Origin of the sequence: Chryseobacterium sp. Marseille-Q3244 (assembly GCF_940807095.1) — a bacterium.
GTDB lineage: Bacteria > Bacteroidota > Bacteroidia > Flavobacteriales > Weeksellaceae > Chryseobacterium.
Genome location: NZ_CALNWX010000005.1, coordinates 62,879 through 88,713, shown reverse-complemented (window position 1 = coordinate 88,713; position 25,835 = coordinate 62,879). Strand labels below are relative to the sequence as shown.

24 protein-coding genes are annotated in these 25,835 nt (G+C 35.4%); 14 read left to right on the top strand and 10 right to left on the bottom strand.

Annotated features, from left to right (window positions below):
- Positions 1-3: 3 nt before the first annotated feature.
- Positions 4-690: a response regulator transcription factor gene (locus NBX25_RS10575; RefSeq protein WP_250253614.1), complete on the bottom strand. Its 687-nt coding sequence runs from the start codon at positions 688-690 to the stop codon at positions 4-6.
- Entirely contained in the window at positions 680-1,999 is a 1,320-nt protein-coding gene (locus tag NBX25_RS10570) for a sensor histidine kinase (protein WP_123909085.1), read from the bottom strand. Before NBX25_RS10570 ends, NBX25_RS10575 begins: the two co-directional genes overlap by 11 nt.
- A 116-nt stretch (positions 2,000-2,115) precedes the next feature.
- Here NBX25_RS10570 and NBX25_RS10565 point away from each other — a divergent pair, with 116 nt between their 5' ends.
- The 3 genes from NBX25_RS10565 (at position 2,116) to NBX25_RS10555 (ending at position 7,475) form a co-directional block, all read left to right on the top strand.
- Complete coding sequence (locus tag NBX25_RS10565) at positions 2,116-2,949, top strand: GLPGLI family protein (RefSeq protein WP_250253613.1); 834 nt, start codon at positions 2,116-2,118, stop codon at positions 2,947-2,949.
- A gap of 182 nt (positions 2,950-3,131) precedes the next feature.
- On the top strand, positions 3,132-5,501 hold the full coding sequence (locus tag NBX25_RS10560) for an outer membrane beta-barrel family protein (RefSeq protein WP_250253612.1): 2,370 nt from the start codon (positions 3,132-3,134) through the stop codon (positions 5,499-5,501).
- A 108-nt stretch (positions 5,502-5,609) separates the two neighbouring features.
- Positions 5,610-7,475 (top strand): M1 family metallopeptidase, encoded by a 1,866-nt coding sequence (locus NBX25_RS10555; protein WP_250253611.1) that lies wholly within the window; start codon positions 5,610-5,612, stop codon positions 7,473-7,475.
- A gap of 38 nt (positions 7,476-7,513) precedes the next feature.
- Here the strand turns inward: NBX25_RS10555 and NBX25_RS10550 are convergent, their stop codons facing one another.
- The 8 genes from NBX25_RS10550 to clpB form a co-directional block, all read right to left on the bottom strand.
- Positions 7,514-8,899: a phosphatase PAP2 family protein gene (locus NBX25_RS10550; RefSeq protein ID WP_250253610.1), complete on the bottom strand. Its 1,386-nt coding sequence runs from the start codon at positions 8,897-8,899 to the stop codon at positions 7,514-7,516.
- 111 nt (positions 8,900-9,010) lie between these two features.
- Positions 9,011-10,024 (bottom strand): zinc metalloprotease, encoded by a 1,014-nt coding sequence (locus tag NBX25_RS10545; RefSeq protein WP_123909081.1) that lies wholly within the window; start codon positions 10,022-10,024, stop codon positions 9,011-9,013.
- A gap of 405 nt (positions 10,025-10,429) precedes the next feature.
- Positions 10,430-11,068, bottom strand: a complete 639-nt coding sequence (locus NBX25_RS10540; RefSeq protein ID WP_250253609.1) for a response regulator transcription factor — start codon at positions 11,066-11,068, stop codon at positions 10,430-10,432.
- Complete coding sequence (locus NBX25_RS10535; RefSeq protein ID WP_123909079.1) at positions 11,065-11,850, bottom strand: sensor histidine kinase; 786 nt, start codon at positions 11,848-11,850, stop codon at positions 11,065-11,067. Before NBX25_RS10535 ends, NBX25_RS10540 begins: the two co-directional genes overlap by 4 nt.
- A complete protein-coding gene (locus NBX25_RS10530; RefSeq protein ID WP_123858912.1) occupies positions 11,832-12,476 on the bottom strand; it encodes a hypothetical protein in 645 nt (214 codons plus the stop codon). The genes NBX25_RS10535 and NBX25_RS10530 overlap by 19 nt, the downstream gene beginning before the upstream one ends.
- 30 nt (positions 12,477-12,506) lie before the next feature.
- Positions 12,507-13,025, bottom strand: coding sequence for a hypothetical protein (locus NBX25_RS10525; RefSeq protein WP_250253608.1), 519 nt, complete (start codon positions 13,023-13,025; stop codon positions 12,507-12,509).
- Between the two features lie 194 nt (positions 13,026-13,219).
- Positions 13,220-13,372 (bottom strand): hypothetical protein, encoded by a 153-nt coding sequence (locus NBX25_RS10520; protein ID WP_164464409.1) that lies wholly within the window; start codon positions 13,370-13,372, stop codon positions 13,220-13,222.
- Positions 13,373-13,535: 163 nt separating this feature from the next.
- Positions 13,536-16,142 carry an ATP-dependent chaperone ClpB gene (gene clpB, locus NBX25_RS10515; RefSeq protein ID WP_250253607.1) on the bottom strand — a complete coding sequence of 869 codons (2,607 nt, stop codon included), beginning with the start codon at positions 16,140-16,142 and terminating at the stop codon, positions 13,536-13,538.
- 244 nt (positions 16,143-16,386) lie between these two features.
- Here clpB and NBX25_RS10510 point away from each other — a divergent pair, with 244 nt between their 5' ends.
- The 11 genes from NBX25_RS10510 (at position 16,387) to NBX25_RS10460 (ending at position 25,760) form a co-directional block, all read left to right on the top strand.
- Entirely contained in the window at positions 16,387-17,073 is a 687-nt protein-coding gene (locus NBX25_RS10510; protein ID WP_250253606.1) for a TetR/AcrR family transcriptional regulator, read from the top strand.
- Between the two features lie 282 nt (positions 17,074-17,355).
- Positions 17,356-18,672, top strand: a complete 1,317-nt coding sequence (locus NBX25_RS10505; protein ID WP_250253605.1) for a phenylacetate--CoA ligase family protein — start codon at positions 17,356-17,358, stop codon at positions 18,670-18,672.
- The gene (locus NBX25_RS10500) at positions 18,672-19,757 is read left to right on the top strand and encodes a 2Fe-2S iron-sulfur cluster-binding protein (protein ID WP_123909073.1); all 1,086 of its coding nucleotides are present in this window, start codon (positions 18,672-18,674) and stop codon (positions 19,755-19,757) included. The genes NBX25_RS10505 and NBX25_RS10500 overlap by 1 nt, the downstream gene beginning before the upstream one ends.
- A 113-nt stretch (positions 19,758-19,870) precedes the next feature.
- The gene (paaA, locus tag NBX25_RS10495; RefSeq protein WP_123909072.1) at positions 19,871-20,809 is read left to right on the top strand and encodes a 1,2-phenylacetyl-CoA epoxidase subunit PaaA; all 939 of its coding nucleotides are present in this window, start codon (positions 19,871-19,873) and stop codon (positions 20,807-20,809) included.
- Between the two features lie 123 nt (positions 20,810-20,932).
- On the top strand, positions 20,933-21,214 hold the full coding sequence (paaB, locus tag NBX25_RS10490) for a 1,2-phenylacetyl-CoA epoxidase subunit PaaB (protein ID WP_002981782.1): 282 nt from the start codon (positions 20,933-20,935) through the stop codon (positions 21,212-21,214).
- A gap of 69 nt (positions 21,215-21,283) precedes the next feature.
- Positions 21,284-22,033, top strand: a complete 750-nt coding sequence (gene paaC / locus NBX25_RS10485; protein WP_250253604.1) for a 1,2-phenylacetyl-CoA epoxidase subunit PaaC — start codon at positions 21,284-21,286, stop codon at positions 22,031-22,033.
- A 254-nt stretch (positions 22,034-22,287) separates the two neighbouring features.
- A complete protein-coding gene (gene paaD, locus NBX25_RS10480) occupies positions 22,288-22,752 on the top strand; it encodes a 1,2-phenylacetyl-CoA epoxidase subunit PaaD (protein ID WP_123909070.1) in 465 nt (154 codons plus the stop codon).
- A 157-nt stretch (positions 22,753-22,909) separates the two neighbouring features.
- A complete protein-coding gene (locus NBX25_RS10475; RefSeq protein WP_250253603.1) occupies positions 22,910-23,710 on the top strand; it encodes an enoyl-CoA hydratase-related protein in 801 nt (266 codons plus the stop codon).
- A gap of 93 nt (positions 23,711-23,803) precedes the next feature.
- Entirely contained in the window at positions 23,804-24,937 is a 1,134-nt protein-coding gene (locus NBX25_RS10470) for a 3-hydroxyacyl-CoA dehydrogenase NAD-binding domain-containing protein (protein WP_250253602.1), read from the top strand.
- Between the two features lie 89 nt (positions 24,938-25,026).
- Positions 25,027-25,341, top strand: coding sequence for a hypothetical protein (locus tag NBX25_RS10465; RefSeq protein ID WP_250253601.1), 315 nt, complete (start codon positions 25,027-25,029; stop codon positions 25,339-25,341).
- Between the two features lie 5 nt (positions 25,342-25,346).
- A complete protein-coding gene (locus NBX25_RS10460) occupies positions 25,347-25,760 on the top strand; it encodes a PaaI family thioesterase (protein ID WP_123858924.1) in 414 nt (137 codons plus the stop codon).
- Positions 25,761-25,835 lie beyond the last annotated feature (75 nt).

The following is a 25,835-nucleotide window of genomic DNA, read 5'->3' as shown; positions in this document are numbered from 1 at the left end:
AAATTAGCGGGTTGGAAAATCAATTTCAAATCCAATTCCTCTCAGGGATTGGATTTTTACGTTCGGGTCATTGCTGAAATACTTTCGTAACCTACTGATAAATACATCAAGGCTTCTTCCTGTAAAATAATCATTGGTTTCCCATAGGTTATCCAGGATATTGTTCCTTGTGATTGTAGAATGGTTATGCTTCAAAAGATATAATAGTAATTCTTGTTCACGAACCGTCATCCGCACATTACCGTTAGGATGGGATAAGAGAAGCTTCTGGGTATCTAAAGAGTAGTCTCCGATTTGAATCTGGGGTTCTATAAGTGGCGGAGATGTTCTTTTCAGAATGTTTTTTATTCTCAATACCAGTTCTTCAGGATCGCATGGTTTGGAAATATAGTCGTCTGCCCCTATTTTTAATCCGGTTAAACGATCAATTTTCTGATTCTTTGCGGTTAAAAATAAAAGAGGAAAGTTATTTTTCTCTTTTAATATCATTTTTGCAAGGGAGAAACCATCAATATTAGGCATCATCACATCCAGAATTCCGATCTGAAAAGGAAAATCAGCAGAAATTAAGGGGATAATGTCTTCAGGATTCTGATACCAGCTGATATCAAAATCTTCCAGTTCAAGATATTGTTTAAGGATGGTTCCGAAATCGGAATCATCTTCTGCCAGCAGGATTTTAGTTTTCATATGGAATGGTTATTTTAAAAGTACTTCCAACACCTGGTTGACTGGATACATCAACTTTTCCGTGATAGGAGGTAATAATTTCTTTTACAAAATAGAGCCCAAGCCCAAGTCCTTTACTGTTATGGATATTATTGGCTTGTATTCTGTAGAATTTTTCAAAAATGTTCTTCAATTCTTTACTCTCCATACCCTGGCCATTATCGGAAACCTCAATTTTTAGACTCTGAGCAGAATTACTGGTATTAACTGTCACAACGGAAGCTCCATATTTTATACTGTTTTCACAAAGATTCTTTACAACAGTTTCCATAAGGTTTTTATCAAAAGGAAGCTGTCCTGAGATCTTGTTTTCAAACTTAAAATCTATTTGTGGATAAGTAAAAGCCAGATCCTGAATAAAGAAATCCCAGTTTTCAGACTGTATCGCAGTCATTTCCTCAGGCGTTTCATCTTTATGAAGCTGTAGCATGAGGTTCTCCAATCTTGTGATTTGCCGGTCAATCAATGGAAGAGTATCAGGATTCCAACCCTTTTTCAACGTTTTAGATGCTATTTTTAAGGTTGCAATTGGAGTTTTAAACTCATGTGAAATGTTATCCACAACAGTGTGGAGAACTTTTACCTGTTTTTGTTGTTTGATGAGATTTTTGATGGTGAAAATATACAAAACAAGAACGCTTGCAAGAAGGGCGATACAACAGATGATTAATAGAAAGATTTCTTTGAAAACAAGACTTTGTATATTTTCAATTTCAATCTCCGTCTGGGTACTAACATAGAATGAATCCACATCATTGACCGGGTCTTTTCCTGTAGTTTCTTGAACGGAAGAGGTTCTCCATGTTCCAACGCTGGTAATGCTTGGTTTTATCACCTTATCTTTTGTTTCGTAAATAGTGACAGGCTGCTGTATCAGTTTGATGCTGTCAGGAAGATGGAGGATCAAAGAATATTGAATTCTTACACAAATTATATATCCGTCTTTTTTTCGGCGATCATTAATGTAAGTAGTTAAATTTTTCCCGGATTTTTTTTTGTTATCTACTAAGTATTTTAAAAAGTCCTCTTTATTGAGCTTTTTGTGATAATATCTGATAATATTCTTTTGCAGAGAATCGCTTTTCGAATCCTTAGAAGAATGATTGTTCACTACTTGATCGGTATAGACTGAAATACCCTGATCTATGGATCTGTATATTTCCCTTTCTTTCACTTGATAGGTCTTATACATGAAATAAACCTGAATTCCCAACAAGAAGAGGAATAACGTGGCAAAAATATAAATCAGGTTTTTGTTATTAGATATCATCGAAACAAAGATAAAACTTTCGCATCTCACCGAAATTGAATTTTTATTATTAACCTTTCATTAACCTTATAATTTGTATGGTTTTTCTTATTTTTAAAGGATTAACAGACTATTCCATGAAAAAACAGATGATCCTTTTGATGGTATTGATTGGGGGTGTGGTAAATGCGCAGACTCATCGATTCATCTACGAACTCCAATACAGGCCAGATCCTAATGATGCAGCTTATGATAAAGAAGAAATGGTGCTGGATATTAATCCTGAAGAAGTAAAATTCTATGAATTTGAATTTCTAGTGAATGATTCTCTTAACATTCTTCATGGCGGAATGTCATCTCAGCATACCAGCCAATCTGAGCAAACAATCATTAGGAAAAGGAACTCCAATAAAAATAAAAACTATTTCCAGATCAGAATGATGCCTTATTATTATGTTTTTGAGACAGAGGATAATATTCAATGGAAAATAGAGACTGAAACGAAGAAAATCAATAATTATAATTTGCAGAAGGCAACAGCAAGATTTGGCGGGAGAAATTGGACTGCATGGTTTACAACAGATGTTAATATTCCTGAAGGCCCTTATAAATTCAGGGGCTTGCCGGGGCTTGTTCTATATGCAGAAGATGATAAAAAAGATTTTATTTATTCTTTATCCCGAAATATTAACCTTCCGAAAACATATGATACAAAAGGTTTTCTCGAAAGACATTACTCATTAGATCCCATTACTATTGATTTTAAGAAATGGATAAAACTAAACCTTGAATTTTATAATGATCCCTATGCCAGAATGAGAACAGAGTTTCAACCGGATTGGAATGTAAAGATTGAAGGGCAGCAGATCAAAAGTAAAGAGGAATTTGCCGGTTTAACTAAACAAACACAAGCTAATATTAAAAAATACTATAATCCTATAGAGCTGGATAAAGCAATTCCTTATCCATAAAAATATCCCTTATTAATTTTAAAAGCCTGAATTTTCTGATTCAGGCTTTCTCATTTTAAAGCAAAAAAGACGTTAACCCATCATTAACCTTTCGTTAACCGAAATTCTCCCGCCCAATATGGAATTTTGTCCTGTAAAAACAAGCCATAGTACTGTTTTACATCATTCTTAAAAATGTAATCATGAACAAAACTCTTCTTTTTCTGTGTCTTCCCATAATGATGCTGGCTCAAAAACAAAAAATTGCAGGAACGGTAATGAATACCGAAAACGAAAAGCTTTCTGCAGTAAATATCAACCTGTACAATTCCAGAAATGAGTTAATCAAAGAGTTAAAAACTGATGGCAATGGAGGCTTTATTCTGGAGGGGGTCAAGGAGCAAAATGTAAAATTGGTCGTGAAGAACAACGGATATTCTCTATTTGAAAAAAATCTGGACCTGGAAAATCCGGACGCTTTACAAATTATTCTCAGAAAGGAATCTCAGGAAATAGAAGGAGTGGTGATGACCCAACGGAAACCATTGGTGAAAAGGAAAATAGATCGACTGGAGTTTAATGTGGAAAATAGCAATATTTCATCACTCAATGCATGGGAGATTTTAAAGAATACACCCAGTGTTACTGTCAATAATAATGTGCTTACGGTAAAAGGAAGTACAGGAATTTTGGTCACCATTAATGATAAAAAAGTAATGCTGACAGGTGATGAACTTAAAAATCTCTTGGAAAACACACAGGGAGATGAGGTGAAATCTATAGAAGTGATTACCAATCCACCAGCAAAATATGAAGCTTCAGGAAGCGCTGTACTGAATATTGTGATGAAAAAGAACAAGATTGAGGGCTATCGTGGAATTCTGTCTTCAAAATATGTTCAAACGCAATATGCGAAGGCCGTTTTTGGACTGTCTCAATATTATAAGAAGGATAAACTTTCCATTATGGCAAGCTATTATAAAGGGATGGGGACTTATTTCCGTGAAGGATCTGACTATGTCCGTTATCCCGAAAGCCAGACCACATGGATAAGTACGATGAACAGGAAGGATAAAAACACTAACCAGAATACCCTGAATTTTAATGTAGAATATGAGTTGGACAGTTTGACTAGCTTAAGCCTCAACTATTCAGGGTATTTTTCTCCAAAGTCTTATGGAATTTATGATGTACCCACATTAATCTACAACAATCAGGATATTGTAGAATCAAATTATAGAACTCTGAACGATCATGAATCAAGTTCCAATAATAGTTCAGTTAGCTTTCAGATAGACCGAAAACTGAATAAAAAAAGCAGTCTCTCCTGGATTAATTATTTTACAGGAAACAATGCTGATAAGTACCAAAATGTAACGACTCACCTGGATTTTGCAGGTCAGACTCCAAGAGGTGAGAATTTTGTAACGCAGAATAAGGCTGATGTTCAGCTGTATTCTACCCAATTGGATTATCAGTGGAAAGGAGATAAGTTGGAGCTGGAATCCGGCGCGAAGTATAGTTTTGTAAAAACAAACAGCAAACTTGATTTCTCGGATAATGAAAATGGAGTGATGGAATTCAGGCCTGAAAAAAGCAGTGATTTTAATTATAAAGAATATAATTTTGCTTTATATTCCTCATTATCATACAATATGGGAAAGTGGAATTTTAAAGGAGGTCTTCGTGCAGAAATGACAGATCTTGAAGGAATTGTTTCTGAACCTTATAACCGTAATAAAAATAATTACTGGAGTTTTTTCCCAACCTTTTATGCCCAATATACTACAGGAAATAAGCATGAATTTGGATTTTCTTATGGAAAAAGAATCAGCAGACCTTCTTATTCATGGCTGAATCCTGCAAAATCTTATTATAATCTGTTTTCATACTTCCAAGGAGATCCTCAATTAAAGGCAACTATTATTCATAATCTTAATCTTTCATATTCCTGGAAAGACTGGCATCTTGATCTGTACTACCGAAAAGAGTTGTATCCTTCTATGGAAATTTCATATCAGGTACCAGAAACGAACAATGTGGTGTATAATTTCACCAATATTGAAAAAGGACAGGCATTTGGGTTAAGTTTATATAAAAATTTCCAGATAAAGCCTTGGTGGAATGTCGTTATGTCTGAAAATCTTGAACACAATGAAAATTATTTCAATGGAGTAGATGGAATGCTGTATCAAAATAAAGTCTGGAATTGGATGTCTAACATTTCTACCAGCTTTACGCTGGATAAAAGTACTGATTGGAAAATAGAAATGGGGCATCGATATTTCTCTCCGGGAATACAAGGTCCATTCACAATTTCAAGTAATTGGTCTGCCTATTTTGTGATGAACAGGAAGTTTTTCAATAAAAAACTGGAAGCAGCATTTGTAGTAAATGATATTTTTAAAACCACCCGCCAGAAGGTTGTTACCCAATATGCCAATCAGGATAATTATTTCCTGGACTACACAGATACTCAAGGGTTCACTCTAACTTTGAAGTACAATTTTGGAAATCAATCTGTGAAGAATGCGAAAACAATCAAAAAAACATCTGAGCAGGAAAGACTTTAGAATATTTTAAATAAAATACTAATTACCATAAAACATTATTATAAAAGAAATTATCACTTGGTGTTACATTTTCGCTATTTTTGATACTTATCTAAAAAAGAGATTATTATGAAGAGAATTTTTTCCGGAATGTTGGTTGTAGTTTCATTGTTACAACTCTCTGCTCAGGAATTGTATATGCCGAGAAATATTAAAAGAGCTTATGAAAAAGGAACCCGTGATATTTCTGGTGCACCAGGCAAAAACTATTGGCAGAATAAAGGAATATATAATGTTGATGTAAAAGTAGATGCCAATACAAAAACTGTTTCCGGAAAAGAAACAATTGTTTATACCAATAACAGCCCGGATAACCTTAATGAATTGGCAATAAGATTTGTAAATAATCTGCATAAACCACAATCTCCAAGATCGGGATCGGTCTCCAAAGATTTTTTATCCACTGGACTTAAGATCAAATCATTCATTGTAAATGGTGAAAAATATGACATTAATAGTGAGGATTGGGGAACCGTTGAAAAAGTAAAATTGAAATCAGTTTTAAAATCAAAATCAAAAGCTGAGGTTAAAATTGAATGGGAATATCCGCTTTCTGTGCAAAGTGGTAGAGAAGGGCAGATTGATCCTGAGACATTCTATGTAGCATATTCTTTCCCAAGAATTTCTGTTTATGATGATTATAACGGATGGGACATGCTTCCGCATTCCGACAGGCAGGAGTTTTATAATGATTTTAATGATTATAGCTTTGCGATTACCGCTCCAAAGAATTATGTGGTGTGGGCAACCGGAGATTTCCTAAATCCCGAAGCCGTTCTTCAGCCGGAATATTTAAAACGATATAAAGCTTCATTGAAAAGTGATAAACTGATGCATATTGCCACTGAGCAGGAAATGAAGTCAGGGAAAGTCACCCAGCAAAATAAATGGAATGTCTGGAAGTTTAAAGCCAATCATATTACGGATTTCTGTTTTGCATTGAGTAACCATTATGTGTGGGATGCAGCCAGTGTTCAGCTTAAAACCAAAAGAGCAAGCGTTCAGGCAGGATATAAAGCAGGAGCAAAAGATTTTGAACATTATGTAGACTGGATGCGTTATAACCTGGATTGGTTTTCCAAAAACTGGCCGGGAGTAGAATATCCTTATAATGTAATGACAGCTATTCAGGGATATGCAGATATGGAATATCCGATGATGATTAATGATACCAGTATTCCGGATGACCTTCAGGATGCGAGGCTTACAGCAGATCATGAAATTGCACATACTTATTTCCCTTTCTATATGGGAATTAACGAAACGAGATATGCCTTTATGGACGAAGGATGGGCAACTACCTTAGAATATTTAATTGGAATTGATGAAAATGGGGAAGCTAAAGCGAAAGAATTTTACAAAAACTTTCGGGTCAAAAAATGGATCAATGATCCTTCAGCAGAACAGGATCAGCCGATCATTACAATGAGTACACAGGTAAGTGGTTCCGGGTACGGAAACAATTCGTATGTGAAAGCATCCCTATCTTATCTTGCCTTAAAGGATTATTTGGGAGATGAACTATTCAAGAAAGCATTACATCATTATATGAATAACTGGAATGGAAAACATCCGGTTCCATGGGATTATTTCAATTCTATGAATACTGGTTCCGGGAAAAATCTGAACTGGTTCTTCCAAAATTGGTTTTACACGAATAATTATATTGATTTAAAAGCAGCAGGAGCTTCACAGATGAATGATTTGCTTACAGTGAATGTGGTGAATGTAGGTGGATTTGCCATTCCGTTTGATGCTGTATTATCCTACGAGGATGGAACCACAGAGAAGTTACATTTTTCACCTTCTGTTTGGGAAAAAGATCAAAAATTAACCGATCTGGTGATTCCTATTAAGAAAAAAGTGAAATCTGTATTGCTGGACGGAGATCTTTTCATGGATTATACACCGGGAGATAACAGTAGAACTTTATAAAAAGTAAAAGCCTTCATATTTTGAAGGCTTTTTTTATTTTAAAAATAGGCAGTTAATCGTAAACCTAATGTAATATAATTGATTTTTTCTTTAGTAATCAGGTTGTTTAATTCCTGATCCAACTCGGCGCTTTCCTTAATCTCATCACTGAAGTGATAACGGATCGTAGAGTTGATCTGATTATAATCTGTATAGAAAGTAAGGCCAAGTCCTGGGTTGAACTTATAAGTCATAGAAGCACCTGTATTCCATCGGAAAGCTGGTTTAGGTTTGTATCGGGCAATCTGAAGCTCGTGATTAGGAGTGTCTATATCGTTTCCCTTTACAAATACTTTTCCACTGGCAGTAGCAGCATATCCACCGGTTATTTTTAACATAAGTTGCCATTTATCAGAGAATTCATGAGAAAAATAAGGTCCAATCCCTGCGGCCAGGAAGCCCATAGATTGTGTTTTAACTTCATGGTCACCAAAATCTTGTCCATCATCAAAGGTTATTCTTTGAGACTTAATAGGGAAGCTGCTGAAAGTGATATCTGCTCCCACACCCCATTTTTTTGAAAAGAAATAAGCGCCTTCCAATCCACCTTCAAAACCGATTTGTTTTTTGTCATCCAGTTCCGATTCTTTAAGGAAGTTGGTCGTCCCTAATGCTGTCCCCATCTTTAGGGAAAGGAAAGAAGGATAATCGTTTCCTTCTATTCTGGATAAGAGACTTAAATTATCTCCTTTGTTCTTATAAATTTTATCAATAAAGAAATACCCAAGTTCTGTAGATATAATTCCAATCCCAGCACCGGCTAGGATATCCGGAACCCAGTGTCTGTTATTTAAGTTTCTCCCAAGTCCGGTAATAGTAGCAGAACCATATCCTGCAATACTATAGGCTGGATTTACCATTCCATATTCTTTGTGAAGAAAACTGGCATTGGTGAAAGCCATTGCTGCGTGTCCTGATGGGAAAGAGTTATTTTTAGATCCATCCGGCCGCTCTACTTTTGCAGTATATTTGATAGAATTTACCAGGATTCCCATAATTACTAAGCTGGCACCGTAAGATAATGTGGCTCTTCCAATACTATTTCTTCCTTTCACACCTCCCAGTTTTAAACCGTAAACCGCTAAAGCAGGAGCGTATTGCAGATAATCATCATATTTAACTTTGAAATTGGGAAGATATCGGTTCCTTACCTCACGGATATTCTCTTTTTCTCCCCATGTAGCTGCAGCTGCAGTAAAAAGAATAGCAGGAGCCACAGATTTCTTAACCCATTCCTTCTTGAAAAATGGAGTAGGTTCCTTTATCGTTGAATTGGTATTGAGTAACGAAATATCCTGCTGAAGGTTTCGAGTCTGGATGGTATCCTGTGCTTTCATACAAGCTAGGTGCAATAGTATTCCTGATGCTAGTGCTATTTTTTTCATCTTAGTTAAGGGTGCTGAAATTAAATCGCGTAAAAATATAAAAAAAATCTATCCCAAAAATTGAGATAGACTATTTTAATGATTTTATAATATTTCAATCGATTTTGTTGATTATCTTAATCCAGATCTTGGTCCGGATGCAGATACTACAGCTTGCATTCTTGTTTTTTGATTGGCAGAGAACATAAACATTGCTTTATCATCCACATAATCCATATAGTTCATAAACATCTGAGAACGGCTTACCCCTCCACAAACTCTGTTCAAAGGATATGTTGGAGTTCCATAATTTGGACCTGGCGAAGTTGGAGTATCATTAGAGTAATCTGTCTGACAGCCTGCATTAGACGATCCCCAAAGGTGTGGAAGGTTTAGGTAGTGGCCTACTTCATGCGTTACTGTTCTTCCTAAGTTGAATGGAGCAGAGGCACCGGTTTTTCCTATATACTGATATCCTATTACAAGACCGTCATACCATTGGCCTGCATTTTCGGGATAATAAGCATAACCTAAAGTTCCAGGCTGGCTATTTTCGTCAAGGATTGAGTTGACAACCCATATGTTCATATTTTTATTCACATCAGTTGCATCAATGCCTCCGGTGCTCGCTTTTTTCATCTGTTCGAGATCAGATCTCCAGCCTGTTTTTGTGCTCTGTTTACGGTTAGTCGCTACTAATTTAAAACGGATTTTTACATCACCAGCTGCTGAAGGTTGAAAGGCAGAAGGAATTTTAGTAATGTCGGAATTGGTAGCCCCATAATCAGCATTCAATACTGCAATTTGTTCTGCGATTCTTGCATCGGAAACATTTTGAGCAGAAGTATTGTAAATTACATTAAATACAACCGGGATCTCAACAGTTCCATCTGCGAGCACTTTTCCTAATTTAAGATTTTCAGAGAATTTTTCGGTATTGAACTCAATATCAGCCATTTTTTGCTTAAGTGCAGGGTTCTTCAGAAGCATTGCTTGTCTTAGTTCTTCTGACGGACAGCTTCTTTGAACAGCGCTTGGAGTAGGTTTTCCCTGATCCAGTGGTGCTTCGTTTTGATTGGTTAAGCTGTCAGAGTTACATGCTGACAAAAAACCTAGAGCTAAAGCTCCAAATAAGAATTTTTTCATATCGTTATAATATAATGTGGTTGAAGGTGTGAAATTATATTATTTAAAATTGATATGCAAATAATTTTAGCTATTATTTAACAAATGCTTATTTAATACTTGTTTTCTTTATGTATATTGTAATATAATTTAATTTGTATTGAATTTTAATCATTTTTAATTAATTGTTTTATATTTCACATTTGAGTGTATTTTTAAAGAAAATAATTTTATGCTTTATTCGTTTTTCATAGAATTTTTTTTACAATGAACTGGTCCGGAAAGGCTATGTTAGAAGAAGGGAAGAAATTATTTTTTTGATTGATTCTTTTTATTAGAGCTTTTTCAGGATGATTATATGTTCAGAACAAAAAAATCTATCTCAAATCGAGATAGATTTTAAAGTGGGAAGTCTTTCCTTATAATTTAATTGGCAAAACCGTTTTTAATAGCAAAAACAGCAAGGCCAACACGGGTTTTTAAATCCAGTTTTTCGCATAACTGATCACGATAACTTTCTACTGTTCTCGGACTACAACACATTCTGTCTGCTATTTCTTTATAACTTAGCTCTGTTACAGTGTATTTTAAAAATTCTTTTTCCCGCTCAGAGATTTTTACTGATGTTTCAATGTCATTTTTATTGAGATTGGAGAATATAATCTTTGAGGCCCATTCAGGATAAAAGAAACCGTCTGTATTTAATCTTGTAAGTGCTATTTCCAGATCTTTGGGATGGGTATTTTTTAAAAGATATCCTTTTGCCCCATTTTTAATCATTTTAATAACACTGTTATCATCACCCTGCATACTGAGTGCCATTATTTTAATATCTGGATGATTTTTGGTGACCCAGGCTGCCGTTTCAAAACCGTCCATAATTGGCATGCTGACATCCATAAGAATAATCTCCGGAATTGTATTTCCTTCTTCGAATTTTTGAATCAGGTCTTTGCCGCTTTCACAGACATAGATAACTTCGAACTCACTGAAGTTACCAATAATCCCTTCCAGGGCCTTAGCAATAAGTATATGATCGTCAACAATTACTATTGTTTTTTTCATGGCTGTTTCTTTAAGATAATATTAAGTTGGGTTCCTATATTCTTTTCGCTCTCTAGACGGAAATCTGCTCCAATAATTTCAGCTCTGTTTTTCATATTAGTGAGACCAATTCCATTAGATTGAGTCCGGGTTGGGTCAAATCCGATTCCGTCATCACGAATGGTAAGTTCCCAAAGTATGTTTTCCGAAGTATTTAAGCTGATGAAAATATTTTTGCAGTGAGAGTGTTTTATACTATTTTGGATAAATTCCTGAGTGATTCTTAGCAATAGATTTTTATGAACAAAGCCAAGATCCAGGTAGTCAAAATTATGTTCAAAACTGATCAGGCATTTCTTCAAAGAATTGGTATTATCAACTTCTTCCTGAATTAAAGTTACAATTTCTTTTTGACTGATATTATCATCAGTCAATGTTTTTGAAAGGCTGCGCAGATCCTGCAATGACTGATTGATGATCTGGGAAACCTGGTCAATTCTCTCATTGGCTTCAGGAACTTTGTTCTCATAAAGCATTTGCTGAACATATAAGCTCACCAATGTCAGCTTTTGCCCGATATTGTCATGCAATTCTCTTCCAATCTGCTGCATGGTAGCTTGCTGGATCTCGAGCTGAGTAGAAAGGAGTTCTCTTTGGTGAATTTCATTTTTCATCTCTATTTCATTAAGATATTCTTTTTTACGCTGTCTGTAATTTCTGATATAGATGGCCACAGCAACGGCAAACATTACAAAGAATGTATTGAAAAGGATGATCGTAATTATTAATTCTGCTTTCCCCATATGAATGAACTTGCAAATAAAAGATACATGATAGTTCCCGAAACCTGAAAATAAGCAAAATATAGATCCCATAGATCTCTATATTCCCAAAGAAGAGACATGAAGGTCATAAACGGGAGTGTTCCTATATAAAAAAGAGTATTACCCAGATTAATATAAAACATCCTGTTGGTACTGAATTTTAGGATTTCTGTTGAATTAACCTGCTTATAATATTCCATAACGACCAGAACCATCAAAAATATACATCCTAAAGTGTAATTGGGAGCATACACAACTTTTCTTTCTACAAAGAGTGAAAGTTGTGGAATAAACGCTGCAAAATATAGCAAAGAAAAGATATAGAATAGTTTGGGTTTCTTCAGAGATTTTATCGCATATAACCAATAAAAGAAAATAAACTGCAATGGCATTACAAAATAATTGTAAAAAATAATCCTATCGATACGAAGCTCCTCCTCTGCCCATTTCACAGATGATTCACATAGGAATATAGCAATAAGATACAAAGCGAAAAGTTTCCAATGCAGCTTTTTTTCACGGTTAAAATAAATAATGGATACTAAAGCAGCGATAGCCTCTCCGGTATACATAAATTGTGAGAAAAACCTTTGGAATTCAGTCATAGTTTATAATAAGTTCTTTTTTAATTAATACTAAAGCATTCCTATTGAGCTTGCCGGAGGTGATAAGGTTCCTTGATTTTCTCCTATACCTTGGAGTTTTGGACCACGTGCATTGAGTGTAAGGTTTTTCAGGTTATTATTTGGTAATGAGTTGAAGTCAAAATGTATAATTTCTCCGTCTTCATTTTCTTTTTTCAATGTAGGGACCATTATAAGGGTATGTCTTTCAGAATACTCCTGCGGAACGGGATGACTTTCCATAATATCCCAATTTTCGATTTTCGGGTAGGCGGCATAATAAAATCTGATTCCTAAATCTTCCTGGGTACATTCAGGATTTATTTTACTGGCCTCATGTTCTAATTGGTTAATGAAATTTTTTAGCTTAGGAAGATCAAACCATATACAATGGGCATCTGTTATTCCCATAGTTTCATTGATAGCATTCATTTGGTTCTGACGATAGTTCTCAATAAGAGCATTTATCAGATCATTAGACATTCCTCCTGCATTAGGAGACTGTCGATCATTAGTAGATTCTGTTTTCATAACTTAGTTTTATAATGGAATATCCGTATTTCTGCAAATTTCGTAAAAAAATGTATTAGAAAATAGAGTAGGGAATAGGGAATTACACTATTATTTTTACCGTATTTTTACGGGTTGTGTACTAAAAGAAAAAAGATAAAGATAAAATCGTGTTATTATGCATAAAAAAACGGAGAATTTTTCTCCGTTTTATTCTAAATACAAGGATGCTTTCTCGGATCCCTGCAAATCATTCCTGATGAACAACAAAGACCGCTGGGGCAGTTCCAGTTTTCATCACATTCAACTATTGGAGCAAACATACCGCCGGAAATTTTCTTTAATTCTTGTCTTTTTAACTTTTTCATGCTGATTTTGTTTAAGTTATTAATTTGTTTTGGAAGTAAATTTAATTATATTTCACAATATAAAGATATAAATTAATAAGAAATGTACTTTTAAATTAAAAAAATAAGTGCCGCAGATTTCTCTACAGCACTTATCTACAAAAATTAATGTATATGAAAAAAACTACTTTATTCTTTTATGTTCAGTAGGTCTGAACACCAGCCCTGTTTCTACAAAATAATCCAGGGTAATTCTGTCACCGTCATTTACATTTCCTGCCAGGATTTCTTTAGACAGTTTATTCAATACCTCTTGTTGGATGACTCTTTTTAAAGGTCTTGCTCCAAATACCGGATCATATCCTTTTTCCATCAGATAATCCACAGCGTCCTGGGTGAAAGTCATGATGATGTTACGTTTTGCCAACATATCATTGAACCCTCTCAACTGATACTGAACGATTTTTCCAATTTCTTTCTTTTTTAAAGGCTGGAACAGTACAATCTCATCAATCCTGTTCAGGAATTCCGGACGTAAGGTCTGTTTCAGTAAATCAAAAACTTCCTCTTTAGTCTTTTCTACAACTTCGTCTACATTTTCATCGGTAATCTTTTCAAAATTCTCCTGAATCAGGTGTGAACCTAAGTTCGAGGTCATAATGATGATTGAATTTTTAAAATTCACAACACGACCTTTATTATCAGTCAAACGGCCGTCATCTAAAACTTGTAACAAAGTATTGAAAACATCTGGATGTGCTTTTTCAATCTCATCCAAAAGAACTACGGAATAAGGTCTTCTTCTTACTGCTTCAGTCAATTGTCCACCTTCATCATATCCTACATATCCCGGAGGAGCTCCTACCAATCTGGAAACACTGTGACGTTCCTGATATTCACTCATATCAATTCTCGTCATATTGTTTTCATCATCAAATAAGAATTCAGCTAATGCTTTTGCAAGCTCAGTCTTACCAACACCGGTTGTTCCTAAGAATAAGAAGGATCCGATTGGTTTTTTATCATCACTCAATCCGGCTCTATTTCTTCTGATCGCATCTGCTACAGCCTCAATAGCTTCATCTTGTCCCACAACTCTGTGATGAAGTTCTGCTTCCAGATTCAATAACTTATCTCTTTCAGACTGCAATAACTTGGTGACTGGAATACCAGTCCATTTTGCAATCACTTCAGATATGTTTTCAGAGGTTACTTCCTCCTTGATAAGCTCATTTTGATGGTTTTGCATTTCAAGTTCAAGCTTTGCCAACTCATCTTCTTTTTCACGAAGTTTTCCGTATTGTATTTCCGCTACTTTGGCATAATCTCCAGCTCTGGAAGCTCTTTCTGCTTCTAACTTCAGAGATTCAATATCTTTTTTGATCTGGGTAAGATCTTCACTTTTTTGTTTTTCTTTCAACCACTTGGCATTGATCTCATTTCTCTGCTCAGAAATCTTAGCAATATCTTCTTTTAAATGGTCAATTTTAGTCTGATTACCTTCTCTTGAAATAGCGGCTAACTCGATTTCAAGCTGCATGAGTCTTCTGTCTAAAACATCCAGCTCTTCAGGTTTTGAATTGATTTCCATTCTTAGCTTAGCAGATGCTTCATCAATAAGGTCAATCGCTTTATCCGGTAAAAATCGATCTGAAATATACCTTTGAGACATTTCCACCGCAGCAATAATCGCTTCATCTTTGATTCTTACCTTGTGGTGAGCCTCATATTTATCTTTAATCCCACGAAGAATAGAAATTGCAGATTCAGTATCCGGCTCTTCTACCATAACCTTCTGGAAACGTCTTTCCAACGCCTTGTCCTTTTCAAAATACTTTTGGTATTCACTCAATGTAGTGGCTCCAATCGCTCTTAATTCACCTCTTGCAAGGGCTGGTTTCAAAATGTTGGCAGCGTCCATCGCTCCTTCACCACCTCCGGCTCCTACTAAAGTATGGATCTCGTCAATGAAAAGAATAATCTGTCCATCAGATTTGATTACTTCATTCACTACAGATTTCAGACGCTCTTCAAATTCACCTTTATATTTTGCTCCGGCGATCAAAGCTCCCATATCTAGTGAGTACAATGTTTTATCCATTAGATTTTCAGGAACATCTCCACTGATAATTCTATGAGCAATTCCTTCAGCGATAGCCGTTTTACCTACACCCGGTTCTCCGATTAGGATGGGATTGTTTTTTGTTCTTCTGGAAAGGATCTGTAATACTCTTCTGATCTCTTCATCACGTCCGATTACCGGATCCAGTTTTCCTTCAGCAGCTAACTCGTTGAAGTTTTTAGCATATTTATTTAAGGATTGATAAGTCTCTTCTGAACTTGCAGAAGTAGCTTTACTTCCTTTTCTTAATTCTTTAATAGCTCCTTCTAATAGTTTTTTAGTTACTCCCATGTCTTTCAGCATTTGAGAAACTTCGGAACTGGTTTCAATAAGAGATAACCATAAATGTTCAATGGTTACATATTCATCCCCCATTTTTTTAGCAATGTTGGGAGCATCCAGCAATACTTTGTTTGCTGATTGTGAAAGATAGATATTCCCTCCCTGTACTTTGGGAAGCTTTTCTAAATTTTCACGGTTTCGTTCTCTTACTAAATTGGCATCTGCTTCAGATTTCTTTAATAAGAAAGGCGATATATTTTCATCCACCTGAAAGATTCCTTCAAGGAGGTGTTGAGGTTCAATACTTTGATTGCCCAATTCCATAGCAACTTGTTGTGCTGCCTGGATGGCTTCCTGTGATTTTACAGTATATTGGTTTAAGTTCATATTTCTATATTTTTGGTAATGATTCGTTTAAAGTTTAGTTTTAAAAAACATCAAGAAACTAAATTTCCAGGCTCAGTTTCTTAATGCCAATCAATTATTTAATCATGTAATCGATGACTGTATCGCAAAAACTGTTCAATTATTAAATTTACAAAAAAAAAGGACAAAATTTCCGGATTATGTATTTTTAACGATAATTTAACTTGACAAAATTTCCGATTCTCTAAAATTTCCTCTCAAATTAATGAACATTCCGTCAGTCTTGAATTTGAAAGCCTGGAGGATGGGTTTGAAAATATATGAATTTGAGTATCAGGAGGGCATAATTTATTTCAGAATAACTACTTTTGCATTTTTACAGATGGAACTTAAAGAAAAACAAAGGAAAATATTAGACGTCGCCGTAGAACTTTTCAAGGAGAAAGGGTATATGGGCAGCTCGGTAAGAGATCTGGCTACGAAGCTTAATATCAAGGCTGCATCGCTGTATGCACACATCCGTTCAAAGGAAGAAATTTTGGAGTGGGTTTGTTTTGGTATTGCACAGGAGTTTTTCGATGAGCTTCAGGAAGTAAAAAATAAAGATATTGCTCCAAGGGAAAAACTGAATTTGTTTTTGGACAAACATCTCTCGGTTGTTCTTAAAAACCGGGATGTGACTCATATTTATTCTATTGAATGGAGGCATCTTGAAGAAAGGCTTCCTGAATTCATAGAACTAAGGAAAAATTACCAACAGGAAGTGGAGCAGCTGATTTCCGAAATCTATCAAGCGGAAAACTGGGAGCTGAAATCTCCATCATTTACTACAAGATTCATTCTCCATACTTTAAACAATTCCTATTTCTGGTTTAAAAGAAGTAGTGATTCTACTGATGAGATCACTGATGAAATAAGAGATAAGATTCTTTATGGACTTCTGGGAAACTAAAAATAAGTAATAAGGTCTTGTCATTCTGACGAAGGAAGAATCTCCACTATTATTCAATGTTATTTAGTCCTTATTTGTACTATAAGAACTTTAATCTTAATAGAAATTTTATTGAGATTACACGCTCCACTTTATTTCTTTCGGAATGGCAAATCAATCGAATTTCAATTTCAACCCAACTTTAGTTATTTAGAATCATTCAAAATATGACGAAAATCATAAAAATTTTGTCAGCTTCCAAAATCTTTTTAAATTTACACCTAACAAATGTTAGTTAGTTTTATGGATTTTTCAGTTGAATATCTGGAGCTGGGTCAGTTGAGACAGCTTCAATCCGACCGCTTAGTAAATCTCATGGGTTATCTGAACGAGAAATCGGAATTTTATAGAAGAAAGTTTGATGAATTGCAGATATCTCCACAGGATATAAGGTCAATTGAAGATATCACGAAACTTCCAATTACTTACAAACAGGATTTAAGAGACCATTACCCATTCGGATTATTTACGGTTCCTAAAACTGAACTTCAGAGAATTCACTGTTCAAGCGGAACTACAGGAAAACCTACAGTGGTAGGATATACTAAAGAAGATGTGGAACTTTTCAGTGAAGTGGTAGCTAGGTCATTAAATGCCGCAGGAGCAAGACCGGGAATGCAGTTACATAATGCGTATGGTTATGGGATTTTTACCGGAGGTTTAGGGCTTCACTACGGTGCAGAAATGTTAGGAATGAGCGTTCTTCCAATTTCAGGAGGAATGACAGCCAGACAGGTAGATCTGATTATAGATTTTAAGCCGGAAGTGATCTGCTGTTCACCATCCTATGCTCTTACCATTGCGGATGAGTTTGCTAAAAGAGGAATTTCAGCTGATGAAATCAGCCTTAAGTATGCTGTATTGGGATCAGAACCGTGGACAGAGATTATCAGAGGCCACATTGAAGAAAGATTAGGCGTTCATGCCACCAATATTTATGGTTTGAGCGAAATCATTGGTCCTGGAGTTTCTATGGAAGATTTTGAAGAGAAAGGAGGAGCTTATATCTGGGAAGACCATTTTTATCCTGAAATTCTGGACCCTGTTACTAAACAGCCTGTCCCGTTCGGAGAAGAGGGAGTATTGGTTATAACAACCTTAACAAAAAAAGCGATGCCGCTTCTGCGTTATTGGACGAATGATATTACAAGTCTCTATTACGATGAAAATGCCAAAAGAACTATGGTGAAAATGAAACCGATTGTTGGCAGAGCAGATGATATGCTGATTGTAAGAGGAGTAAATGTATATCCAAGTCAGATTGAAGAGGCATTTTCCCACGTAAAAGGAGTGGTTCCCAACTATTACTTAACTCCCATTGAAAAAGAACATATGTGTGTTGCTTTGGATATTGATGTTGAAATTGATGATGAACTGGTAAATACACAAAAAATACAAGCCAATACCGATGATTATTTTAATTTTGTCGGAAGCTTCGGAAGAAATATTGAAAACGAAATCAAAAAGAGAGTAGGCATCACTACAAAAGTGAAAGTTCATGCTCAGGACAGTTTGCCGAAGTGCGAAGGTGGAAAAATTAATAGAATACTAAAAAAATAATGAATTCATTTTATAAACTTAAAACTGTAAAGGTTCAGAAGGATACTTCAGACGCTGTAAGTGTTGCAGTGGAGATTCCTGAAGAACTGAAAGACAAGTTCAGGTTCAAACAAGGGCAGTACCTTAATTTCCGAATGACAATCAACGGAAATGAAGAGAGACGTTCTTACTCTATCTGCAATGCCCCAAGCGAAAAAAGCAATACTTTGGAAGTTCTGGTAAAATTGCTTGAAGGAGGAAAAGTATCAGGATACTTCAATGAGCATCTTCATATGGATGAAATGCTGGAAGTAATGCCTCCAATGGGTGGCTTTAATACTTCTTATCACCCTACAAATGTAAAAACATACATAGGATTGGCGGCAGGAAGTGGGATCACTCCGGTTTTATCCAATATTAAAGAAAGTCTTTATCAGGAACCCAACAGTAATGCTTATCTGTTTTACAGTAACAGAAGTATGGATCATGTTTTGAGAAAAGCTGAAATAGAAAAACTGGTAGAACAGTTCAATGGAAGACTTAAAGTGATTTATTTAGTAAGTCGTCAAAAACATGAAGATCCTGTTTTTGAAGGAAGAATTTCTCCTGAGAAATTAGATCAGCTGTTTGAAAGATATACAGAGATTGATGTAAAGGAAGCAACTTACTTCATTTGTGGTCCTTCAGAAATGATTAAAGGCATCTCCGATTATTTAAAGAAAGATAAAAAAGTACCTGCTATCCAGGTCTTATTTGAATATTTCACAGCTCCTGACGAAGAAAATACGGAGGAAATGAGTGATGAATTCAAAGCGATTGCCAACATCGAAAGTATGGTAACGGTAATTATTGATGATGATGAGTATTCATTCCACCTTAATTCCAAAAAAGAGAGTATCTTAGATAAAGCATTGAAAGACAATCTTCCTGTGCCTTTTGCATGCAAAGGAGGAGTATGTTGTACGTGTAAAGCGGAAGTTTTGGAAGGAGAAGTTTTCATGGAGAAAAACTACGCACTTACCGAAGACGAAGTAGCCAGAGGTTACGTTCTTACCTGTCAATGTCACCCGACAACGAATGTGGTGATGCTTAATTATGATGTTTAATTCAATTTGAAAATGTACTAATTTGGAAATTTGAAAATGAGTAATCGTTTATTCTCAGTTTCTCTAAATAATTTTCAAATTAACTAATTTTCAAATTCTCAAATTAAAAGATTATGGACTTAGAAAAATTTGTTGAATACGTTCACGAAGAAAATAAAGTAGAGCCAAAAGATGTAATGCCTGATGATTACAGGAAATTATTGGTTCGTCAGATTTCACAGCATGCCCATTCTGAAATCGTAGGAATGTTACCGGAAGCCAATTGGATTTCCAGGGCTCCTTCATTGAGAAGAAAAATGGCACTTCTGGCTAAGGTTCAGGATGAGGCGGGACACGGTTTATACCTTTATTCTGCAACAGAAACTTTAGGAGACGGAAGTATCAGAGCAGACAGAGATGCTACTTATGATGATATGCTGGAAGGAAAAGCAAAATATTCAAGTATTTTTAATTATCCTACGCTAAGCTGGGCAGATATCGGTGCTATCGGCTGGTTGGTAGATGGTGCAGCCATTATGAACCAGGTAATGTTGATGGGGAACTCTTATGGACCTTACTCAAGAGCGATGGTAAAGATCTGTAAAGAGGAGTCTTTTCATCAAAGACAAGGATATGAGATTCTAATGGCGCTTTGCCGTGGTACCAAACAACAGAAGGAAATGGCTCAGGCTTCGTTAAACCGTTTCTGGTGGCCGGCTCTAATGATGTTTGGACCTAATGACGACAGTTCGCCAAACTCTAAGATCTCTATGAACTACAGGGTAAAAAGAGAAAGTAATGACAGTCTTCGTCAGAGATTTATTGATGTGACTGTTTCTCAGGCTGAATTCTTAGGACTAACGATTCCTGATAAAGACCTGAAATGGAATGAAGAAAGACAGCATTACGATTTCGGAGAGCTTCCTTGGGGTGAATTTATGGAAATATTAAAAGGAAACGGTCCTTGTAATAAGAAGCGTATTGAAACTAAGAGAAAAGCGCAAAGAGAGAATTCTTGGGTAAAAGAAGCGGCAGCAGCTTTTGCAGAGAAACAACAAAAAGAAGTAATATAATTTGAAAATGTGCTAATTTGAAAATTTGAAAATGACTTTAACCACGTTATTTATGCTCAAATTTTCAATGAACACGATTCATCAATTTTCAAATTAACCAATTTTCAAATTTTCAAATTAATTATGGCAAATTTAGATATGTGGGAAGTGTTTATTCAGACTAAACCGGGATTATCTCACAAACATGTTGGAATTGTACAAGCACCAACAGCAGAAATGGCTTTGCAGAATGCAAGAGACGTTTATACCAGAAGAAAAGAAGGAACTTCTGTTTGGGTAGTTCCAAGTAAATATATTGTGACTTCAGAAGGAGTAGATAAAGAGGCTTTCTTTGATCCTGCTGATGACAAACTATACCGTCATCCAACTTTCTACGAGATTCCAAACGACGTAAAAAATATGTAAAACAGCTATTGGCTGTTAGCTACCGGCAATTCGCCAAAAGCTAGATGCCAAAAGCCAAAAGCTAAAATAATGAACCCATTATATAATTATTTATTAAAACTAGCAGACGACAGTTTCATTATGGGACAGCGTTTATCTGCATGGTGCGGTGAAGGTCCTTATTTGGAGGAAGATATTGCATTAACAAACATTGCGTTGGATGAACTTGGTCAGGCTAATAACTTTTATGTGTATGCTTCAAGAGTGATTGACAACGGTAAAAGTGAGGATGATATTGCATTTTTAAGATATGAACACGAGTATCTAAACGCACACTGGACAGAGCTTCCTAATGAAGATTATGCACAGACGATTCTTAAAGTATATGTTTTCTCGATATACCAGAAATTGATGTATGAGGCATTATCAGATTCTGCAAATGAAGAACTTTCTGCGATTGCTCAAAAATCATTAAAAGAAGTAAGATATCATTATACTCATACGGCATCCTGGATGAAGATTTTTGCGCAGGGAACAGAAGAAAGCCGTCAGCGTTTGGAAAAAGCAATCGAAAATATCTGGGAATATACAAAAGGTCTTTTTGCCAAATCAGAAGGAGAAGATGATCTTGCTGTGTTGAATATCGTTCCTAATGTTGATGAATTGTACAAAGAGTTTGTTGCCATTACAGAAAAAGATTTTCAGGATTTCGGATTAGAATATCCATCGAATCCTTTTATGCAGCCAAAATCCAGAACAGGATATCATACAGAATACTTTGGATTTATCCTTTGTGAGCTTCAGTATATGCAGAGAGCGTATCCTGGGTGTACTTGGTAGAAGATTTCAGTATTGAAAAAGAACTATTTTAAAATCCTGATGATTGTACTGATTATTTTAATTCCAATATTTTATTTTGGAATAATCAATACACAAGTTAGTTTAAAGTATGAAACCAATAATCCAGGGGACTGCATTTCACAAATAACCAAAAGAAATTTATGTCAGGATATAAAACAGAATAAAATATTGATTGTTGCAGATCTTGTTTTAATTGTTGTTTTATTAATGTTTAGAAGAAAAATAATAAGAGATTGAAAAATCCTTTAGAAATATTAGAACTAGTTCCCGATCCGGAAATTCCGGTAATTAATATTGTAGAGCTGGGAATTGTAAGAGAGGCACAAATCACAGGAGAAAACTCCTGTGAAGTAACGATCACTCCTACCTATTCTGCCTGCCCGGCAATGTTTACTATCGAAGAAGATATCATGAAAATCATGAAGGACAACGGATGGGAAGCTAAAGTAGTCACCAAAATGTTTCCGATATGGACAACGGATTGGCTGACAGATGAAGCGAGAGAAAAGCTCCGTGCTTTCGGAATTACACCTCCTGAAAAAGGAGCTGATGAACACCACATCGGGAAACCGAAAAAATGTCCGCGTTGTGGTTCTGAGCACACCAAACAGATCAGCAGATTCGGGTCTACCCTGTGTAAGGCTTCTTATCAGTGCTTAGACTGTCTGGAACCTTTTGATTATTTTAAATGTCATTAATAGATAAGATAACAATAAGTCAAAGTATAAGTTTAACTCTAAAGTTTACGGACTATGCAAAACATAACGATGATAAGACTAGATTGTTAAATTGTTAGACGGTTACATTGATTTATATTGTTAAATTAGTGCATTGTTAAATATAAAATACAAAACTATGTATACACAACTCGATATTGAAACGCATTTTGACGGGAAGCTTAAAATCGCCTACCTCAATCAACCTGAAACGATGAATGCGCTTACAAAGCCTGCTTTAGCTGATCTGAGAGATTTTGTTAAAGAATGCAGTGAAGACGAAACGGTAAGATGCGTTGCCATTTCCGGAAGAGGAAGAGCATTTTGTTCTGGTCAGAATCTGGATGAAGCATTCGTGACAGGAAAAGAGCACCACGATCAGGATATCATCAGAAAAATTGTGGTAGACTACTATAATCCATTGGTAATGGAGGTTACCCGTTGCAAAAAACCGGTTATTGCATTGGTAAATGGACCTGCAGTAGGAGCTGGTGCAATGTTAGCTTTAATCTGTGATTTTGTATTGGCTAACAACAAGGCTTATTTCGCTCAGGCATTTTCAAATATCGGTTTGATTCCTGATACAGGAGGAACTTATTTCTTACCGAAACTTTTAGGTAGACAGTTGGCTAATTATTTAGCGTTTACCGGTAAAAAATTATCTGCTGAAGAATCTAAAACTCACGGTCTTGTCGCTGAGGTTTTCACTGAAGAAGAATTCGGTCCAAAATCAATGGAAATCCTTGAGAGAATGGCAAACATGCCAACAGCAGCACTTAAGTTAACGAAAAAAGCCTTTGCTAATTCTTATACTAATACTTTAAAGGAGCAGTTGGAACTTGAAGGTGACCTGCAACAAGAAGCAGCAGAAACAGAAGACTTCATAGAAGGGGTAAATGCCTTCTTAGAGAAAAGAAAACCTAATTATAAAGGAAGGTAAAATTCGTATTAATGTATTCATGTAAAATGTATTAATGATTTTAAAACTGGTTTACATGAATACATTTTACATTAATACATTGTACAGATAAAAATGAATATTGGAATTATTGGGGCAGGAACTATGGGTGTTGGAATTGCCCAGGTAGCTGCAACAGCAGGATGTAAGGTCGTTTTATTCGATGCTAATACCCCACAAATAGATAAAGCACTTATAGGTTTAGAGAAAACCCTTCAGAAATTAGCTGAAAAAGGAAAAATTTCTCAGGAAAAAGCCACAGAGATCAGGAACAATATCGTAAAAGGTGAAGCCTTACAGGATCTAAAAGATTCCAATTTGGTTATCGAAGCGATCATTGAAAACAAAGATATCAAAACCAGAGTTTTTACAGAATTGGAGACCTATGTTTCCGAAGACTGTATTATCGGTTCCAATACATCATCTATTTCTATCACCTCTCTTGGTGCAGAACTAAAGAAACCGGAGCGTTTCATCGGAATACACTTTTTCAATCCGGCTCCGTTGATGCCTTTAGTGGAAGTAATCCCCTCTTTATTAACAGAAAAAACGTTAGCGGAAAAAATATACAACCTCATGAAAGAATGGGGGAAAACGCCTGTGATTGCTAAAGATATTCCAGGGTTTATTGTTAACAGAATTGCTCGTCCATACTATGGTGAAGCATTAAGAATTGTAGAAGAGAACATTGCAACACCAGAACAGGTAGATGAAGCAATGAAGACTTTAGGAAACTTCAAAATGGGACCATTTGAATTAATGGACCTTATTGGGGTAGATGTAAACTTTGCTGTAACCACAACGGTTTATAAAGATTATTTCTATGATCCTAAATACAAGCCCTCTTTACTTCAACAGAGAATGTCTGAAGCTAAACTTCATGGCAGAAAAACAGGAAAAGGGTTTTATGATTATAATGAAGGAGCTGTAAAACAAGAAGCACAAAAAGATGATGCCCTTTATCAGCAGATCTTTTTAAGAATCATTTCAATGCTCATCAATGAAGCTGTAGAAGCAAAAAGATTAGGCGTTGCCAATGATGAAGACATTGAACTGGCGATGCAAAAAGGAGTCAATTATCCAAAAGGATTGTTAGGTTGGGGACAGGAAATCGGGTATTCAAAAATTTCTGAAACCTTGCAGAACCTTTACAACGAATATCAGGAAGAAAGGTACAGACAAAGTCCTTTGCTTCGTAAAATGAATTAGATAATTTGAGAATGTGCCAATTTGAAAATTGATTATAACAGGTTTTCATTTTCAAATTTTCAAATTTATTTAATTTTCAAATTAATATTATGAATATAGAAGAATTCAGAGCTGAATTGGAAACAAGGCTTCTCATTGAAAAGCAGTATTTAACCGAGGAAGCTTCTTCCATGGATAGTCAGGACAGGCTTGAATTGCTGGGGAAGTTTAATGAAAAATACAGAACGTTAATTCAAAGACTAGCTAATGAAAATGGAATTGATTTAAACGCAATGTATGAAGGAGAAAATACCTCTGAAAACACCGATATCCACCTTTCATATGAACAGGTCATTTTAGGTAAAACAATGCGTGTTTACGATAAATTATCGGATGAATTGTATGAAGAAATAATAAACGAATAGTAGAAATGAATCCAAGACAGTTAGCAGATTATATGTTCAATCAGGATTATTTTTCCCAGTGGATGAATATCAAAATGATTGAGGTTAAAGAAAACTATTGCTTGATAGAAATGCCTATCAAAAAAGATATGATTAACGGGCTTAAAACCGTTCATGGAGGAGTAACGTTTGCTTTTGCGGATTCTGCACTGGCATTTTCTTCTAATAATACAGGAGATGCAGCTGTAGCTTTAAACTGCATTATCAATTTTACAAAGGCAGGAAAAGAAGGTGATATTTTCAGAGCAGAAAGTATTTTGGTGAATGATACCAGAAAAACAGCAGTTTATGATATTAAAATCACTAATCAGAACAATGAGCTGATTGCTAAGTTTGTAGGAACAGTATATAAAATCGGGAAAAAAGTAACAGAATTATAAAGAATTTGAAAATTTGAAGATGAGGTAATTTGAAAATTATTGTATTCTTTAAATCTTACTATCAGACATTTTCAA